We start from the raw sequence: 16720 nt of genomic DNA, 5'->3' as shown, positions 1-16720 counted from the left end.
AGGTTAACAACCATCACTGATAATATCGTAAGCGGGTGGAATGGTTTCACTTTGGGCTTGGGTATACGAAAAGTAACACTGGTCGTCTTTAACTGTGCCGTCTTGGTTGAGATCATAGCCAATGTAGGTGTAATCAATACCTTCTTCTTCAACGACAAATTCATCTGAAATATCAATGCGCTTTTCGATATCTGTATTATCTAAATGATTGTATTTTAAGCGCAGGTCGTAATTGCCATCGCCATTTAAATCAATATCAAGTAAGTCATCACGACCAGGCACCGGCTGAGTATCATAACTTGGCATTTGTGACTTCATAAAAATTAAATCGTTAGCTGCTTTTACACTGGCTTTTATCTGGGTTAAGGCAGCTGTGCGAGCATCACCGGATAAGTCGACAAACTTAGGTAGGGCGGTCGCACTTAAAATACCTAAAATAACAATAACGACGACTAGTTCGATAAGGGTAAAACCACGTTGTGTTGTCATATTTATTTCTTTAATCTCATCAGTTAATTGGTTAATGACTTTAGCGCCACGCATAACTTATTTTAGTAAACAAGGTGCGTTCATCGCGCTCTAACGATGATAACTCATCATCTTCGAAGCTATTGTCGGAATAGCCTAAAAAGAATACCGTTTGAGGGTTGAGTTTATAGGCATAAATCAATTGGGTCACTAGGTTTTTCTCTTGCTTGTTAACACTATCAAACAAGTAGTTAGCTTGGTTGCGCTTGACATCTTCATAGACAGTACTCAAGCGCAAGTAACTATAGACATCAAATTGATAGGTAAGGCGAGTGTCGAAAAGTTGGGCATCGTAAACGTCGCTATTGTCAGCATCTAAGGCGCTATTGTAATAACTAATAGTTGCTTTGAGGTGATCATTAGCGTACCACTCAAAGCTTGCACCAAGTTCAACTAATTCACCTAAACGGTTATTGGTGTAATCAATTTTGTCACCAAAGGTGATATCGGCGTCAAGGTAGATGTTAGATGTAACTTGGACACTTGCAAAAGCTGACCAAAGTTTCTCGGTAAATAACTCGGTATTACCGTCGATAGCTAATGAAGCATCATCCATGCGTAAGCCAACTCTGTCAGCGTGCTGATACTTAAATTCAAACAAAGATTGCATTGGGCCGTCGATTTCAAAGCCTAAATCGTAAACTTGAGCTATCAATTCACCATTTTGGTTAGTTTGTTTTTTCCACTCACCAACTATTTTTGCTTCTTGCCATGCTGTGTTTTCAGTGCCAAAGAATTTTCTAGCGAGCTCAATTTCATTCGTTTTATGGTCAACTTGGTTGATAAAGCCAAGATCAGCACGAAAATCTACGCCGATATTTTCATGCTCTACGCTCAGATCCCAAAACTCTGACGTGTAGGTATATTCTAGAGTAAGTGCATCGTCACTAAATTCACCGTCTTTTTTAGCGCGAATAACTTGCTCAGAATAGCCACAGTTACCAAAACTACAATCCGTTGGCTTATCTGAACAATCATCACTATAACAGAAATCTTGATAGAGCTCATTTGGGTATTGTGTACTTGAACCGAGCCACGTAGCCTTGAAGGTATTGTTGTCGTCTAGTCGGTATTTTGCGTCAAAGCCTGCAACGTAATTGTGGTAGCCGTCGCTTTTTCGCAGGGTTGAAATGGCACCAATCGACAATGACTGTTGATAATCGTAGCGATAACGCAATACACCTGAGTGACTTTCTTGATCGAGAATGGCTAATTCACTACTTAAATTGCCGGGCATTAAAAAGTTGGTTTGGGTATCTTGAACGAAGAAAGCACCATAAGTGTGAGTATCTTTTGTGCCAGTTAATTTCGCACCATAATCGGGATCGGCGATATTTCGCGTGTAAACCAAATCTAGCTGGGAATCAAAATAGTCGGCATTTTCTAAGAAAAACGGTCGTTTTTCATCGTAAAACAAAGAATAGGTGGTATTGACATTTAATTGACCAGCATCTGCTTCAACCGTTGAAAAGTCAGGGTTAATCGTTGCATTGATCAGGGTGTTGGCATCAATGCCCCAACGAATATCGACACCGGCATTAAAATCTTGGTCATCTTGCCAGTCACTACCTGGGCTATACACGTCGCGTTGTTGATTAAAACCTGCAACAATGGCAGGGGTGATAGTTAAATCGTTTTTAACTTTTGCATTTTCAAAACCAACGGCAACGGGGTATTGGCAGAGCCAACAGGCATTATTTCTATCCAGAGGCACATGCGAAATTCGAAGTCGCGTATCTCTTGGGTATTGGCGAGAGAGCTCAAAGGCCCAATATTTTTTGCCACTAGACTCTTCAAATTTGAGGATGCTAAATGGGATCGCCATTTCAACTTGATAGCCTTGGTCAGTAATTTTACCGTAAGCATCCCATATACCATCCCAAAGCGTACTTTGGTTGCCGGTAATTTCATTGCTCACTTGATCGTTTTGCACGCCATAAGGATTTACGAAAAAATCGTAGCTGGTTCTGCGGTTATTTTGCGGGTCTATTTTTATGCCAACAATATCGTCATACCAAGTGGTGTCGCGATCAGATAATATCGCTTGAATATTTTCTGGCTCAGGATCTTCAGCAACAAAGGAAATATAGAGTTGCTCGCCATCTTCAACCATTTTTGCTGTGGTTTTAACGGGAGATTGACGGTTATTCCAAGGGTAGTTAACTATGTCTAACTCGATCGTGACAGCGTCTTGCCATGCGCGATCGGTTAATTCACCATCGATAACAATCGGATGCTGGGTACTCGGTATATCTATTTGCTGATTGTTGGCAATCAAAGATCGTTGCTGAGCAAAAGCTGACGTCGTCAATAAAAAAGTAGTTGATAGTACTGTTGTCGTCGCGACAAGCTTTATTATTTTTCTCATTAATGAAGCGCTCACACATACTCCCTGATTGCTGATGCTCATATTTTTGCCAAGATTGTTACAAAATATAAACATTAACTCAACTACTTATATGAATTACCTATAATAAAAAGCCGCACTAAGTAGCGCGGCTTTAGCTGTTAGAGAGCATTCCCTTAGTATTACTTCAACCAAGCGTAACTGAATTTCATAAACACGCCGCGCTCATCCTGCTCTAACTCGCTGAAATCACCAACAGTGTAGTGATTATCTGAATACCCCGTATAAAATACCGTTTGAGGGTTGATCTTATAGGCGTATAACAATTCAGTCGATACGTTTCTGGTTTTAGCTTCTATGTCTTCTGGCGACGTAAACGGAGCGTTAAACGGGTTTCTGCTGGTGTTGTTATATATCAATGAAAAGCGCAAATAACTCTGGACATTAAATTGATAAGTGGTTCTTAAATCGGTTAACCGAGCGATAAAAACATTGGCATTATCGGCGTCGAGCTCGCGGTATGTATGACGAAGTTTGAACTCTAAATGCTGATTAACACTCCAGTTAATCGTTGGTCGTACTTCGAGCTTTTTACCTGCTCTATTATTTGCGTAATCGATACCGTCACCCCAATTAACGCGAGTATTGAGATATAAACCAGAAATGGGTTTGATTTCACCAAAAATAGAGAACACGTTTTGGTGGAATAACGTGGTGTTACCTGTTATCGCTAAGTCACTCTTGTCAATACGGCTACCCACAACGTCGCGGTATGTATAACCAACGCGAATATAGCTTTCATACTTAGCACTTATATTGGCATTGATATCGTATTCTTCTTCTATGAGTTCACCGTTATCGTTGTGCGTAATATCGTAATCACTATAGATGTTAAAACGGTTCCACCAATTCCCAGGGTCAGCGTACCATTTACGCTCTAAAGCAACGCCAGCTCGTTGGTGATCAACACGAGACATAAAGCCTAAGTCACCGCGAAAGCCAGCGTTTTGTTGATTGTAAAACGCTCGGTAGAACCAATCTCTATCACTGTGACGATACTCTGCTTTAAAAGCATTACCGCTAAAATCCCCATCTTTTTGCGTGCGCAATACTAATTCATTAACCGCGCAGCCTTCTTCGATTGAGCACTCAGGCGAATTCTCAGCATCTTGACAAACCAAAGGGTCATCGGCATCGCAAAATTGCTGATAGAAGTCTTCAGGATATAGGGTATTGGAGTAGACGGTTTGAAATTTAACAGTGTCAGATTCACTAAAGCGAATATTGCCATCGATACCGTGTACTTGGTTTTTATAGTCGTTGCCGTTGCGCATGGTACTGATCCAGCCAAGGGTAATATCTTGATTGATATTGTAGCGATAGCGCATTGCCATCGCTTGTGATGAGTCTTCGATAGTACCGACTGAAGATGAGCGATTACCTGGAATTAAAATGTTGGTGGTTTCATCATCGGTAATAAACAAGCCCAGTGAGTGCTCACCATGGCGGCCCGTTAATTTCGCTCCGTAATTTGGCGCGTTAATATTTCGGGTGTAAACCAAATTATAATCAGATTCAAAATAATCTGCGTTATCAAGGAAAAAAGGGCGCTTTTCATCGAAGAATAAGGCGAAAGTATTGTTGATACTCAATTGCGCATTATCGGTTTCAACGGTTGAAAAGTCTGGGTTGATGGTTGCGTTTAATAAAATATCTGGCGTAATTCCCCAGCGGACATTGAGGCTCAACTCTTGTGTATCTTCATCTTGCCATTCGCCATCGTCTTCACGTGTTTGGAGGCGGCCGATCACAGCCGATGGCGTTATCGTTAAATTATTGCCTTGTTTAGCACCGCTAAACCCCTGAGCAACTGCCAGCTGACATAACTCACAATTATTGTCGCGATCGAGATAAATATTCGAGAGGCGCAGGCGCTCTTGGCGTGGGTAGAACCTAACAAGCTCAATTCCCCATTGCTGTATATCAAGTCCTTCTTTGAAATTAAGCATACGCAGGGGTAATGCCATTTCTACAATATAGCCTTGTTCGTTTATTTCACCTTTACTCTGCCAAATACCATCCCATGAGTCGCTTTCTCGACCTGTTACAGCGTTTTCTATACCGTCGATTTGCACACCTAAGGCGTTAGCTAAAAAGCGATAGGCACGGCGTTGATCGTTGTAGGCATCTATTTTTATTCCGACAATGTCATCGCCCCATGAGCGGTCGCGATCGCGCAAGAATGCGCGTATCTGGCTAGGATCGGGATCTTGAGCGATAAACGCAATATAGAAGGTTTCACCATCTTCCATGAGTAAGGCTTCGGTATTAACGGGGCTAGGAATGTTGTCATACGGGCGAGTTACGTTATTTACCAATACTTTACGAGCGTTTTGCCATTGTGGTTCGTCAAGTTTGGCATCAATGGTAATTTCACCGGAAACTTTTGGAATAGCTATCGTTGGAGGCTGCTTGTCAGCAGCAAACGCGTGGAGAGATAAAGCAGTAAAAGATGCAACGAGTGCTTGCCATATTGGACGCATGGTTTTCCTGAACATTGGATTATTATTTTCTTTACATAGTGTCGCAAAAAATTACATTTTGAGGCAAAAGCTTTACGTTTGGCGGTATGAAATTTACGTTAATTTGCAATTGTTAATTTATTGTTATTTAGACGGTGATCTAGTTTGTTAACAAAAATACTAGTAATAGATTAATTATTAAGATAAATCTGGTTATCATATTCAAAGTTTTAATGATGAGTGTATTTTCACCTTATGATGCTTTCTTTTCTTGATCTTATCGCCGCCGCATTTTTTGTCTGTTGTTGGTACGGTTATACAACCTTTGCCCGTAAGAAAGCGAAAACAACCGACTGTATTGCCCGTTGCTTGCATCAACATAGAATACACTGGATGCATGAGTTAATTGGTCACGAAATTAGGGTTTCCGATGCATCATTATTGGCTAATTTAGAGCGCAATATCGCCTTTTTTGCTTCGAGCACGTTGTTAGTGTTAGCCGGTTTGTTGGCGTTGTTTGCTAAAGTTGAACACGTTGCCACAGTAATCAACTCGCTACCTTATGCTGCTTTTGCAACAGAAGGAAAAATTCAAATGAAGATTAGCTTGCTGGTTTTTATTTTTGTCTTGGCGTTTTTTAATTTTACCTGGTCAATGCGCCAATATGGCTTTTTGAATGTCATGGTTGGGGCTATGCCGGTGGATGGCCAGCGTGAAAATGAAAACTTAAAACGCTACGCTCGGCAAATGGCGATTGTTCAAGACCAAGCAGCACACTCATATAACTATGGTTTGCGCGCGTACTACTTCTCGTTAGCCGCGCTGTCATGGTTTTATCATCCTTTGCTATTTATGTTTGCTAGCGCCTTTGTTGTTTATACCTTGTATATTCGTGAATTCCAGTCAAAGGCGGTCAAAGCAATTACCGCAGGGCAGGAGATTCTAAACCAAGAGCGGGATATTTGATCCGTTTCACCAAGAGAGTTGATTTGGTATGAGTAAGCAGTACGCCAACTACAGTGTTAATGACTTCGACAAATTTGATTGCTTGAAGATCTCTCGTCTTTGCTATGTCGTGATTTTATTTGTTATGCGAGCCTATATTGTCTGGCTAATATCGCTGACTAACTTTCAAGATCGAACCAGCTTTATTGCCTTTGTCTACCCAGAAAAACAGGTGTTTTATTTAAATTTGATCTCAGGATTAGTGGGGATTTTACTGATTGTAGTGATGAGTTTGAGGCGCCCAGAGGCGAGTGCTTGGATCAAAAGTATTTGGCCGCGTTATCGCCAGTTAATGGTTGCCGCATTGCTATTTGATTTAATCGTTAATGTCATTGCTTATTTTTATTGGGACTTAACGTCGGTAACTTGGTTAGTCGGGCAAAGCCTATTGACCTTGTATTTGATATATAAAAGCCTGACGAGTAAACGTTTAGCACTTAATTTAGCTGAGTTTCCTGAGCCTTTGCCTGAGTATGTCAAGCCGAAAGAGCGAAGAAAGCCACACCCCTAATGTGTGGCTTATAGTTAGAAGTTTAATCAGCCAGTTGCATTGGCATTCGAATATAGGCTTGGCCATTGCTATCGGCTTGAGGTAGATTACCGCCGCGAATATTTACTTGCAGCGCAGGGTAGAGTAGTCGTGGGATAGCTAATTTAGCATCGCGACCTTCTCGAACTTCAACATATTGCGCTTGGCTAACGGTTTCGTTAATTTGGACGTTACTTTTCTTTTGTTCTGCAACGGTCGTAATATAGGCAAGCTCGCGATTGTTTGGCCGATAATCATGGCACATGTATAACTTAGTGTTGTCGCCCAATTGATAGATTTTTTGTATTGATTGGTATAACTGAGCGGCGCTACCATTGGGAAAATCACAGCGAGCTGAGCCCGAGTCAGGCATAAATAAAGTATCACCAACAAAGGCGTGTTCACCAATCACGAAAGTGACACTATCTGGTGTATGGCCTGGCGTTGCTAATATCTCAATCGTTAACTCGCCCAACTCAAGACGTTCACCGTCTTCAAATAACTTATCAAAAACTTGGGTAGTTAAGACCTCATCTGATAATTGCAGCATCTTTTTAACGCTATTTTGAACATCTTCAATACCGTGGCTAACCGCGATTTGACCACCAACTTTAGCTTTTAATACTTTACTCCCCGTCACGTGATCAGCATGGGCATGGGTTTCTAACAACCACTGGACACTAAGGGTTTCACGCTTAATGTACTCAATAATCGGTGTTAAACAGTTTGAAGTTAAGTTGCCAGAAAAAATATCGTAATCAAGTGGTGGATCGATAACACAGCACTTTAGGGTTACAGGGCAGTGAACGACATAAGTCAAAGTGGAAGAATCTTGATGAAAGAATGCTTTGATAGTGGGATGATGCATTTTAATATTCCCAAACGTTATAATTTATATTGCTTGGGAATACTAAACGAGATAGCTAGCTTTGCCAACGATAAATTGAGTTCTCAGCAGATTTACTATGGTTGTTTAACTAATGTAACCTTCGTCTTTGAGTAAGTCTTTTGCCATTGCTGCATTGCGGGCAAGTTCATCACAACGCTCGTTTTCTGGATGGCCAGAATGACCTTTAACCCAATGCCATTTAATGTCATGGCGCTTAGTTTGCTCAAAAAGTGCTTGCCATAAATCGACATTTTTCACCGGTTGTTTTGCCGCCGTTTTCCAATTGTTTTTTTGCCATTTACTGATCCACGAGGTGATCCCTTGTTTTACGTATTGGCTATCTGTGGTTAATGTGACCTTACAAGGCTCTTTTAGTGAGGCAAGCGCCTTGACAGTTGCTAACATTTCCATACGGTTGTTGGTAGTGAGCTGATACCCTTGGGCTAACTCTTTTTGATGGCCTTTATAAATGAGAACGGCGCCATAGCCACCGGGACCGGGGTTGCCCAAACATGAGCCATCGGTGAATATCTTTACTTCTTTCATAATATAACTCTATTTTTTGGGGCTATGGTAACACGATTATTTGAAACTTTTTATTTATTCAAATCTGTCCGTATAATGGCACTAATTGTTTTCAATAAAGAGAGTACTGCGTGGGACACCCGACAGAAAAACAACAAGAAAGACTCGTTATTCTAGATACCGAAACAACGGGTATTAACCCAAGAGAAGGTCACAGAATTGTCGAAATTGGCTGTGTTGAAATGATCAACCGCCAATTAACTGGGCGCAATTATCACGTTTATATCAATCCGCAATTTGAAATGGAACAGGAGGTTATCGACGTTCACGGTTTAACCAATGAATTTTTAGCGGATAAACCGTTGTTTGCTGATGTCGCTCAAGATTTTATTGATTTTATTCACGGCGCTGAACTGGTTATTCACAACGCCAAATTCGACGTTGGCTTTATGGATCACGAGTTTAATATGGTTGGCCGAGGCTTGCCGAATACAGCGGATATTTGCAAAATCACCGATACCTTGATGACGTCAAAAGACGAGTTTGGCTCGCCTAAAACCTTAGACTTTTTGGCAAAGCATTATCGCGTTGATGGCTTAATTGACCGTACTTATCACGGCGCTTTGATCGATGCTCAATTGTTGGCTTTCGTTTATATCGAAATGACCCGAAGGCAAGAAACTTTGAATTTAAGTTCTGGCGCAGAGCAATCAGGTGATAAAAATGCCATTATTCGGTTGTCGCTGGATAGAAAACCACTAAAGGTTGTTAGGGCTTCTGCCGATGAATTAACTGAGCACCAAGCCAGGTTAGATATAGTTGCAGATAAAGGGAGCGAGCCTATATGGCGCAAAAGAGAACAATAAAAGCGCTTTGCGCGAGCGTTTTGGCTGCAGCATTAGCTACTTCGGCCGTAAATAGTCAAGAAGTGACGGATAAAATTGATTTTTATCGCGTGGATAACGTGACTAATCAAATCCCTTATTTTGATAATCGCTTTCGCATTGATGCCAATATCGAAGAAATTACACTCTTGTTTTATCGTACCCATGGCTCTGCACCGATTATTTTAGTTCAACCCGATGGCACTAAAATTAAGGTAGAGTCGCACGATAAAGAGCAAGTTGAGTGGTATGACGATCGCACCTTCGACATGATCAAAATCAAGAATCCGATGCCAGGGCCTTGGCAGGCATTAGGTAATATCGAACCTAAGAGTCAAATTATGGTGGTGTCTGATGTGCGCATTGAGGTCGAGCCGTTACCTGAGATATTACTTGCTGGTGAAACGGTAAAAGTGACAGCTAAGTTGTACAACGGTGAGTTTGCTATCGACACGCCTAATTTTAGTGATGTCGTGTCAATCGATGTCGATTTCTTTAGTACTAACAACCAAGACTACGACAATTTTGGTGCTGATCTTGTTCGCCTGACAACTTTTCGCGATGATGGCCGTGAACTTGATGAATATGCCCGAGATAGTGTTTTTACCGGAGAGTTTGAACTGACAATAGCCCCTGGCGAATGGGTGCCCGTATACAAGCTATTTTTACCCATGGCGGCGCGTGAATTACAACAAAAGCCGGTAATTTTGCAGCGCAGTCCTATTACCACCTTAGTGGAAACATCATCTAGTGAAGAAGTTGCGCATAAGCTTCACTTCGATATTTCTGATCAATACGTCAAGCCCGATAGTTTGATTTTTCAGGGGAAAATTACCTATCCAGACAAACAAGCGGTACCATTTTCGGTACTTGAAGGTAGTGGCAAGCGCAGAACAGCTGAAGTACCTTATACTGAGTCAGGTGTGCATCGGGTAAAAGTTAGCGCATTCGGTGAAACAAAAAATGGCCGAGAGTTTCGCTTAGTATTACCAGAATACAGTTTTAACGTTGAGCATACAGAAAATAGCTTGTTACCTGATATGTCTACTTTAGGTGAAGATAGCGCAACAAGCATGGAGTTAGCACAGGAGCGACGTCGAGCTGAGCTCGCCAAGCAACGAGAAGCTGAGTTAGCTGCTCAAATTGCCCAGATAAAAGCTGAGCAAGCAGCACAAGAGCGGCTCCAGATGATCATCATTATTGGTGGTAATATTGTAATTGTGGTCGGTGCTATTGTCGGTCTATTGATTTATTTGCGAAAGAAAAAGAAGAAAAATCAAAACACAGACTCGGATTTAACAACTTAACTTGTCGTTGATTTGCGCAGAAAAGTTGTTATTTTGACGTTTATTTCTGCTTTTTGGTTAGCAAATGTCCAACTAACAAATAAAGTAAAAAAAAGTGTTGACGGGGAGGGTTCAGAACCGTATTATCCTCCTCGCTTTCAACGGCTTGCTGTTGAAACGAGATTTTACGCGGAGTGGTAGTTCAGTTGGTTAGAATACCGGCCTGTCACGCCGGGGGTCGCGGGTTCGAGTCCCGTCCACTCCGCCAATTTAATCTCGCTAGTTATATCCTTGTGGAGTGGTAGTTCAGTTGGTTAGAATACCGGCCTGTCACGCCGGGGGTCGCGGGTTCGAGTCCCGTCCACTCCGCCAACGATATAACGCCTTATTGATATGTATACTGCGGAGTGGTAGTTCAGTTGGTTAGAATACCGGCCTGTCACGCCGGGGGTCGCGGGTTCGAGTCCCGTCCACTCCGCCACTTACATTCTCAATAAACAATTTGCTGCGGAGTGGTAGTTCAGTTGGTTAGAATACCGGCCTGTCACGCCGGGGGTCGCGGGTTCGAGTCCCGTCCACTCCGCCACGATTGTTTATCTTATCTTTCCTATACCTTTATCATTCAAATATCCTATATATCAGACATTTACCGAGTGCTAACGCGCTAGTTTTTTGCTGTTCTGATGTTTTACTGAAAATGTGATGAGATTCCCGATTAAAACACCTCGATGTATGGACTCCCTCCCTCTGGGGGAGTAACGTAATAAGTGCCTAAACTTTTACCTTGGAGTCCATACAAATGAATAATAACGTTATTGCCATCGATTTAGCAAAGTCTTCTTTTCATGCCTGTGTTATAACAGATAAAAACAAAGTGCTCACAGATAGAAGTTTTACTAGGGCATCATTAACTAATTGGTTAATTAAGCAGAAACCAGCGACCGTTGTCATGGAAGCCTGTGGCTCTTCACATTACTGGGCTAGATTTGCAGAGCAACACGGTCACAAGGCAAAAATCATCCCGACCAAATCCGTTACCCCCTTTCGCCAGGGCCATAAAACCGATAAGAACGACGCCTTGGCAATAGGCGTAGCTTCAAAACAACCGAGAGTAAAGTCTGTAGCCATCAAAACCGTTGAGCAACAAGGTTTACAGTCGATAGAAAGAATGCGTCAACATCTGAGTGACCAGTTAACAGCAATGAGTAATATGCTTAGGGCGTTAATATCTGAATTTGGCATCACCATCCCCAAAGGTATTTCGGCATTTAAAAAGCGCATTCCTGAAATACTCGAGGATGGAGAAAACGAGCTGCCTTTTGCTTTTCGAGAGCAAATAAGCAATATGTATCAACTGTATTTAGTTATCGAAGCGCAAGAGCAACACATTGAAAAACAACTAGGCTTACTGATTAAACAGCAAGCGCAATGCCAGTCTCTAATGGCACTAGAAGGTGTCGGGCCGGTTAATGCGCTTGGCCTTTATATTGCCCTTGGAAATCAAGGTAGTAGTTTTAAAAATGGGCGAGAAGCCTCGGCTTGTATAGGCCTTACACCGAAGCAATATAGTACCGGAGGAAATATTGTACTCGGTACCATAGGTAAAAAGTGTGGTAACAAACGGCTACGCTCAACGTTAATCCAAGGTGCTTTGGCTTATGTGAAAGTCGTGGATAAACGGCAACCTAAAAACAACAAAGAAATATGGATTAAACAGTTGATAGCAAAAGGTAGTCTTAAAAAAGCGGCGGTAGCATTAGCCAACAAAACGGTTCGAACCGCTTGGGCGATGTTAAGCCATGATAGTCAATATCAAAAACCAGCTGAGCTACACCACTAAATTAGACAACCCATCAATTAAGTTATAGGAAATTACATCTTTATTTAATGCGATTAAAAAATAGGTAAGACCGACCTCCAAGAGCCTGCTCATTCCCTCGGTATAAAATACCGTCACCTCGATGAGGCATGGAGGTGCGAATACATCAGGGGCCAGAGTTCGCTACTCAAATAGAGCCCGAATATACGGACGCACCTTTCCTACTTAACATTGCAAAAAATAGGTTGTAATTATCCGGGAGTCCATATACGGGAATGACGGTGTGTTTGGACATCAGGAATGACGATATTTTTTGAGCTCTGGAATGACAGTGTTTTTAGGACTCTTTAAAGCCTTAAAGCATTGAACCTTAAAGCTTTAGTGAAAACGTTATGAGATTCCCGACTAAAACATCTCGGGAAAGACGATGTATTTTGGACTCGTTATACCTTCCAACCTTAAAACTTTCCAGCCTTTTAACCTTACAAGCTTCGAGCCTTTGCAGCCTAGTATTGGCTACGTTAGGTATTTAGCTAATAGCTTATCTTTTGTCGACCAAGTGTCGTTTAACCACGCCTGAAAGCGAACGCGATAGCTTTTATCATTGTAATAATCGCCAATCACATCTTCATTGACCTCAAGTGTGTCAACGTAAACTATAATGGTTTTTAGTTCGCCACATAGCATATCCATCATAATATGACCGCGGTTATCAGGATAGGCGAGGGTAATATTTAGTACTTTATCAAACTGCTCGCCCATTGCTGCCAAGGTAAAGGCAATGCCACCGGCTTTAGGCGATAGTAAGTGCTTAAAGCGGCTTCGCTGACGTTCGTGCTTTTCTTGAGTGAACCGAGTACCTTCAACAAAGTTAACGATGGTCGTTGGCGTGTTTTTAAAGCGCTGACATGACGCCTTAGTGGTTTCTATATCTTTGCCTTTGAGGTGAGGGTTTTTCGCGATAAACGATTTTTTATAACGACGCATAAACGGCATATCTAAGGCCCAACACGCCATACCTAAAAACGGAATATAGCGCAGTGATTCTTTGAGAAAGAACTTGGGCTCAGGAATACGCGTGCGAGCAAAGTGAGTCACGACAAAAATATCGAGCCAGCTTTGGTGATTAGCAATTAATAAATACCAAGAGTTTTTGTTGAGATCTTGATCGCCAATGATCCGCCATTCAACTTTATTGAATAAGGTAATAATCAAATAGTTATTTAACGACCACATACGATAAAACATATGCATCGGCTTATACAATATCGCGTGAAAGGGCTTAAACGGAATAATGAACTTTAAAAAGCCACCTAGAAATACCAAGAAACCGCACAGTGCTAGATTTAAACAAAATAATGTAAAGGTAATTGGGAAACAAATAAAACGGGGTAAGAATGAAAACATGTACAACTAACCTAGCAATTTCCGTTGTCAAAAATTAAAACAAGCCGATATTCTAGCGAGTTTATCGCGAAATGGGTAATGCTTTGTTTGTTACACGTGTTCACTCAAATTGTTGATTTTAGTGTAAGTTTATCGACGTAGGCTGGTAGTCAGCTTTGTGTGGCGCAGGGTAAAAATCTATCACTTTGATATAGCAAATAAAAAAGCCTGATTAGCTAAGCTAGTCAGGCTTTTTTCGGTCAAATATTTGCTATTTAGGCAGCGTTATTCGTTTGCTTTACTTGCTCTTGATAAAGTGATTTATCCGCAGGTAAATCAATCGGATCAAAATCATCCACATCAATTGCTGCTTTGCGCGCTACTTCTGTCTTGCGCAGTAGTTCCGCTTCAACTTCCGTGATAGCGTTAGCTGCTAAGCCTTTCTCTGCCACTAAATCTAAGCGGAAGAATGGCAGTTTTTCACCAATGGCACGACATACTTTATCGAAGATTGGCTCACACGCTAAAATATCTTCTAGCGTTTGCTCAAGCATACCGATTGAGTTTTCTGGCTCACGTGTTAAGTATTGGCCTTGACCAATACGGTCGCGAGTTGCACTTGGCGTTTGTAAGATACGTGCTACTTTGTGATCTAACTTGTCAGATGGACGCGTTAAGCTAGTACCAAATGGCAAGATAGTCATGCGTAAGAAGCCACCCACTAACTTATTCGGGAAGTTAGAGATCAACTCGTCAATAGCTACTTGGATTTTGTATAAGCTATCTTCAACAGCCCATTGCATTAATGGTGCATCTTCAGCTAAACGGCCTTCATCGTTGAAGCGTTTTAACGTTGCAGACGCCATGTATAAATGACTTAGTACATCACCTAAACGCGCAGAGATACGCTCACGACGTTTTAAATCACCACCAAGTGTTAACATCGCGATGTCAGATAACATGGCTAAGTTTGTACTGTAGCGTGTTAGTAATTGATAGTAACGCTTAGTAACATCGCTGTATGGCGCAGAAACTAAACGGCTACCTGTTACAGAGAACCAAATGCTACGGAATACATTGCTCATAGCAAAACCGATGTGACCGAATAATGCGTGGTCGAAATCGCGTAATGCTTGGTTAAAGTCTTGGTTACCTGCCGCTTCTAATTCTGCCAAAACGTAAGGATGACAACGAATAGCACCTTGACCATAGATGATCATGCTACGCGTTAAGATATTGGCACCTTCTACGGTAATCGCTACTGGTGCACCTTGATAACCACGCGCTAGGTAGTTATTCGGGCCCATACAAATACCTTTACCACCGTGAATATCCATTGAATCTGAAATAGAGTCACGCATTTTCTCGGTTAAGTGGTATTTAGCAATCGCTGAAATCACTGACGGTTTTTCACCTAAATCGATAGCACCCGTAGATAAAGTGGTCACAGAGTCCATTAAGTACGCGTTACCACCGATACGTGCTAATGCTTCTTCAACACCTTCCATTTTACCGATAGGTAGTTTGAACTGACGGCGAATACGGCTGTAAGCACCTGTTGCTAAAGCGATAGATTTTACGCCACCGGTTGAGTTTGAAGGTAGGGTAATTGCGCGACCCACAGATAAACACTCAACTAGCATGCGCCAGCCTTGACCGGCCATTTCTGGTCCACCAATGATGAAATCAAGTGGTACGAAAATATCTTTACCCTTAGTTGGACCATTTTGGAATGGCACGTTTAACGGGAAGTGACGACGACCAACATCAACACCTTCTAGGTCAGTTGGGATCAGGGCACAAGTAATACCTAAGTCTTTCTCATCACCTAATAAACCGTCTGGATCTTGTAATTTAAACGCTAAACCAAGCACAGTAGCCACTGGTGCAAGGGTAATGTAACGCTTATCCCATGTTAGGCGCATACCTAATACTTCTTTACCTTCGAATTCGCCTTTACAAACGATACCGAAATCTGGAATAGCGCCTGCGTCTGAACCCGCTTCTGGGCTAGTTAAGGCAAAACATGGAATTTCTTCACCGCGAGCTAAGCGCGGTAAGTAGTAATCTTGCTGCTCTTTCGTGCCGTAGTGTTGCAATAATTCACCTGGCCCTAAAGAGTTAGGTACACCAACGGTACTTGCTAATACTGAGCTTGCACCCGTTAGCTTTTGTAACACACGTGATTGTGCGTAGGCACTAAATTCTAAACCGCCGTATTCTTTTTTGATGATCATGGCGAAGAATTTGTTGTCTTTTAGGTATTGCCAGATTTCTGGCGCAAGATCGGCACGTGTGTGTGTTGTATCCCAGTCATCAACCATGCGACAAACTTCTTCCACCGGACCGTCTAAGAACGCTTGCTCTTCGGCGCTTAAACGCGGAGCAGGGTAGTTGTGAAGTTTTTGCCAATCTGGCGCACCACGGAAAAGATCTGCTTCAAACCATGTTGTACCGGCATCGATTGCTTCTTTTTCGGTACGTGACATTTCTGGCATGATGCTTTGGAAAGCTTTCAGTAATGGCTTAGAGATATACTGTTGGCGAATATTGGTGATATTCAGTGGCACAGCGATAATGCCAAAGATAACCCAACCAAGCCATGAAACGACTTGGTAGAAACTACCAATTACCATTAATACAGTAAAAAGTAGGGTAAATGTAGAGAGCTTAGCTCGGGAATAGGCCATAAAACCTGATAGCGCGATTGCGCTTAAAATCCAAATTAATGTTTCCACTTTTATTCCTTATTCACAAATAAGAGGTCTGACCACTAAAGGTTATAACTAAATTACGACAATTTCAAACATAATTTTAGCTAAAAATCGATTTATTCGCCGGTGTAGGGTTAATGGAGGGGTAAGCGCTTGAAAAGCAGAATCTATTGGTTGAAACTTGTTCTGGTTAATAGCGATTTACAAGCATTCTAGCCGAGATAATAAGTGGTGTTATTTAATATCACCATGCTCTGTTAAGGTATACAATATCGCTTATCAACAG

Annotated in this window: 12 protein-coding genes and 4 tRNA genes; 9 read left to right on the top strand and 7 right to left on the bottom strand. The window is 41.8% G+C overall.

The annotated features are described in order from the left end of the window. Window positions 1-3: 3 nt before the first annotated feature. From LP316_RS13015 to LP316_RS13005, 3 genes are all read right to left on the bottom strand, one after another. Entirely contained in the window at window positions 4-489 is a 486-nt protein-coding gene (locus tag LP316_RS13015) for a type II secretion system protein (RefSeq protein WP_193021579.1), read from the bottom strand. A gap of 40 nt (window positions 490-529) precedes the next feature. Then, window positions 530-2911: a carbohydrate binding family 9 domain-containing protein gene (locus tag LP316_RS13010; RefSeq protein ID WP_193021578.1), complete on the bottom strand. Its 2382-nt coding sequence runs from the start codon at window positions 2909-2911 to the stop codon at window positions 530-532. Between the two features lie 146 nt (window positions 2912-3057). Next, window positions 3058-5418, bottom strand: a complete 2361-nt coding sequence (locus LP316_RS13005) for a carbohydrate binding family 9 domain-containing protein (RefSeq protein ID WP_193021577.1) — start codon at window positions 5416-5418, stop codon at window positions 3058-3060. Window positions 5419-5652: 234 nt separating this feature from the next. Between LP316_RS13005 and LP316_RS13000 the strand changes: the two genes are divergently transcribed. Together LP316_RS13000 and LP316_RS12995 are read left to right on the top strand one after the other, a co-directional pair. Next, on the top strand, window positions 5653-6363 hold the full coding sequence (locus tag LP316_RS13000; RefSeq protein ID WP_193021576.1) for a DUF599 domain-containing protein: 711 nt from the start codon (window positions 5653-5655) through the stop codon (window positions 6361-6363). A gap of 28 nt (window positions 6364-6391) precedes the next feature. Next, window positions 6392-6913, top strand: a complete 522-nt coding sequence (locus LP316_RS12995) for a DUF2919 family protein (RefSeq protein WP_193021575.1) — start codon at window positions 6392-6394, stop codon at window positions 6911-6913. Between the two features lie 22 nt (window positions 6914-6935). Here LP316_RS12995 and LP316_RS12990 read toward each other — a convergent pair whose 3' ends face one another. Further along, window positions 6936-7799 (bottom strand): MBL fold metallo-hydrolase, encoded by an 864-nt coding sequence (locus tag LP316_RS12990; protein ID WP_193021574.1) that lies wholly within the window; start codon window positions 7797-7799, stop codon window positions 6936-6938. A gap of 105 nt (window positions 7800-7904) precedes the next feature. After that, the gene (gene rnhA / locus LP316_RS12985) at window positions 7905-8366 is read right to left on the bottom strand and encodes a ribonuclease HI (RefSeq protein WP_193021573.1); all 462 of its coding nucleotides are present in this window, start codon (window positions 8364-8366) and stop codon (window positions 7905-7907) included. A gap of 110 nt (window positions 8367-8476) precedes the next feature. Here rnhA and dnaQ point away from each other — a divergent pair, with 110 nt between their 5' ends. The 7 genes from dnaQ (at window position 8477) to LP316_RS12950 (ending at window position 12355) form a co-directional block, all read left to right on the top strand. Then, window positions 8477-9211: a DNA polymerase III subunit epsilon gene (gene dnaQ / locus LP316_RS12980; protein ID WP_193021572.1), complete on the top strand. Its 735-nt coding sequence runs from the start codon at window positions 8477-8479 to the stop codon at window positions 9209-9211. Further along, window positions 9190-10536 carry a TIGR03503 family protein gene (locus LP316_RS12975; protein WP_193021571.1) on the top strand — a complete coding sequence of 449 codons (1347 nt, stop codon included), beginning with the start codon at window positions 9190-9192 and terminating at the stop codon, window positions 10534-10536. Before dnaQ ends, LP316_RS12975 begins: the two co-directional genes overlap by 22 nt. A 170-nt stretch (window positions 10537-10706) precedes the next feature. After that, a tRNA-Asp gene (locus tag LP316_RS12970) sits at window positions 10707-10783 on the top strand. A 27-nt stretch (window positions 10784-10810) separates the two neighbouring features. Continuing rightward, window positions 10811-10887, top strand: a tRNA-Asp gene (locus tag LP316_RS12965). A gap of 32 nt (window positions 10888-10919) precedes the next feature. After that, a tRNA-Asp gene (locus LP316_RS12960) sits at window positions 10920-10996 on the top strand. 28 nt (window positions 10997-11024) lie between these two features. Continuing rightward, window positions 11025-11101: transfer RNA gene (locus tag LP316_RS12955), tRNA-Asp, on the top strand. Window positions 11102-11314: 213 nt separating this feature from the next. Next, entirely contained in the window at window positions 11315-12355 is a 1041-nt protein-coding gene (locus tag LP316_RS12950; protein ID WP_193020570.1) for an IS110 family transposase, read from the top strand. 495 nt (window positions 12356-12850) lie between these two features. Here the strand turns inward: LP316_RS12950 and LP316_RS12945 are convergent, their stop codons facing one another. Then, window positions 12851-13741, bottom strand: coding sequence for an acyltransferase (locus LP316_RS12945; protein WP_193021570.1), 891 nt, complete (start codon window positions 13739-13741; stop codon window positions 12851-12853). Window positions 13742-13995: 254 nt separating this feature from the next. Beyond that, complete coding sequence (gene fadE, locus LP316_RS12940) at window positions 13996-16458, bottom strand: acyl-CoA dehydrogenase FadE (RefSeq protein WP_193021569.1); 2463 nt, start codon at window positions 16456-16458, stop codon at window positions 13996-13998. Window positions 16459-16720: the final 262 nt, after the last annotated feature.

The sequence above is a fragment of the Thalassotalea sp. LPB0316 genome (genome assembly GCF_014898095.1).
Lineage (GTDB): Bacteria > Pseudomonadota > Gammaproteobacteria > Enterobacterales > Alteromonadaceae > Thalassotalea_G.
The sequence above is the reverse complement of the archived record's forward strand: the minus strand, read 5'-3'. Positions and strand labels throughout refer to the sequence as shown.

Bases quoted from the DNA above. Each gene is read 5' to 3' on its own strand.
- LP316_RS13015 (WP_193021579.1), bottom strand. From the start codon at position 489: ATGACAACACAACGTGGTTTTACCCTTATCGAACTAGTCGTCGTTATT.
- LP316_RS13005 (WP_193021577.1), bottom strand. From the start codon at position 5,418: ATGCGTCCAATATGGCAAGCACTCGTTGCATCTTTTACTGCTTTATCT.
- LP316_RS13000 (WP_193021576.1), top strand. From the start codon at position 5,653: ATGATGCTTTCTTTTCTTGATCTTATCGCCGCCGCATTTTTTGTCTGT.
- LP316_RS12995 (WP_193021575.1), top strand. From the start codon at position 6,392: ATGAGTAAGCAGTACGCCAACTACAGTGTTAATGACTTCGACAAATTT.
- LP316_RS12990 (WP_193021574.1), bottom strand. From the start codon at position 7,799: ATGCATCATCCCACTATCAAAGCATTCTTTCATCAAGATTCTTCCACT.
- rnhA (WP_193021573.1), bottom strand. From the start codon at position 8,366: ATGAAAGAAGTAAAGATATTCACCGATGGCTCATGTTTGGGCAACCCC.
- LP316_RS12975 (WP_193021571.1), top strand. From the start codon at position 9,190: ATGGCGCAAAAGAGAACAATAAAAGCGCTTTGCGCGAGCGTTTTGGCT.
- LP316_RS12950 (WP_193020570.1), top strand. From the start codon at position 11,315: ATGAATAATAACGTTATTGCCATCGATTTAGCAAAGTCTTCTTTTCAT.
- LP316_RS12945 (WP_193021570.1), bottom strand. From the start codon at position 13,741: ATGTTTTCATTCTTACCCCGTTTTATTTGTTTCCCAATTACCTTTACA.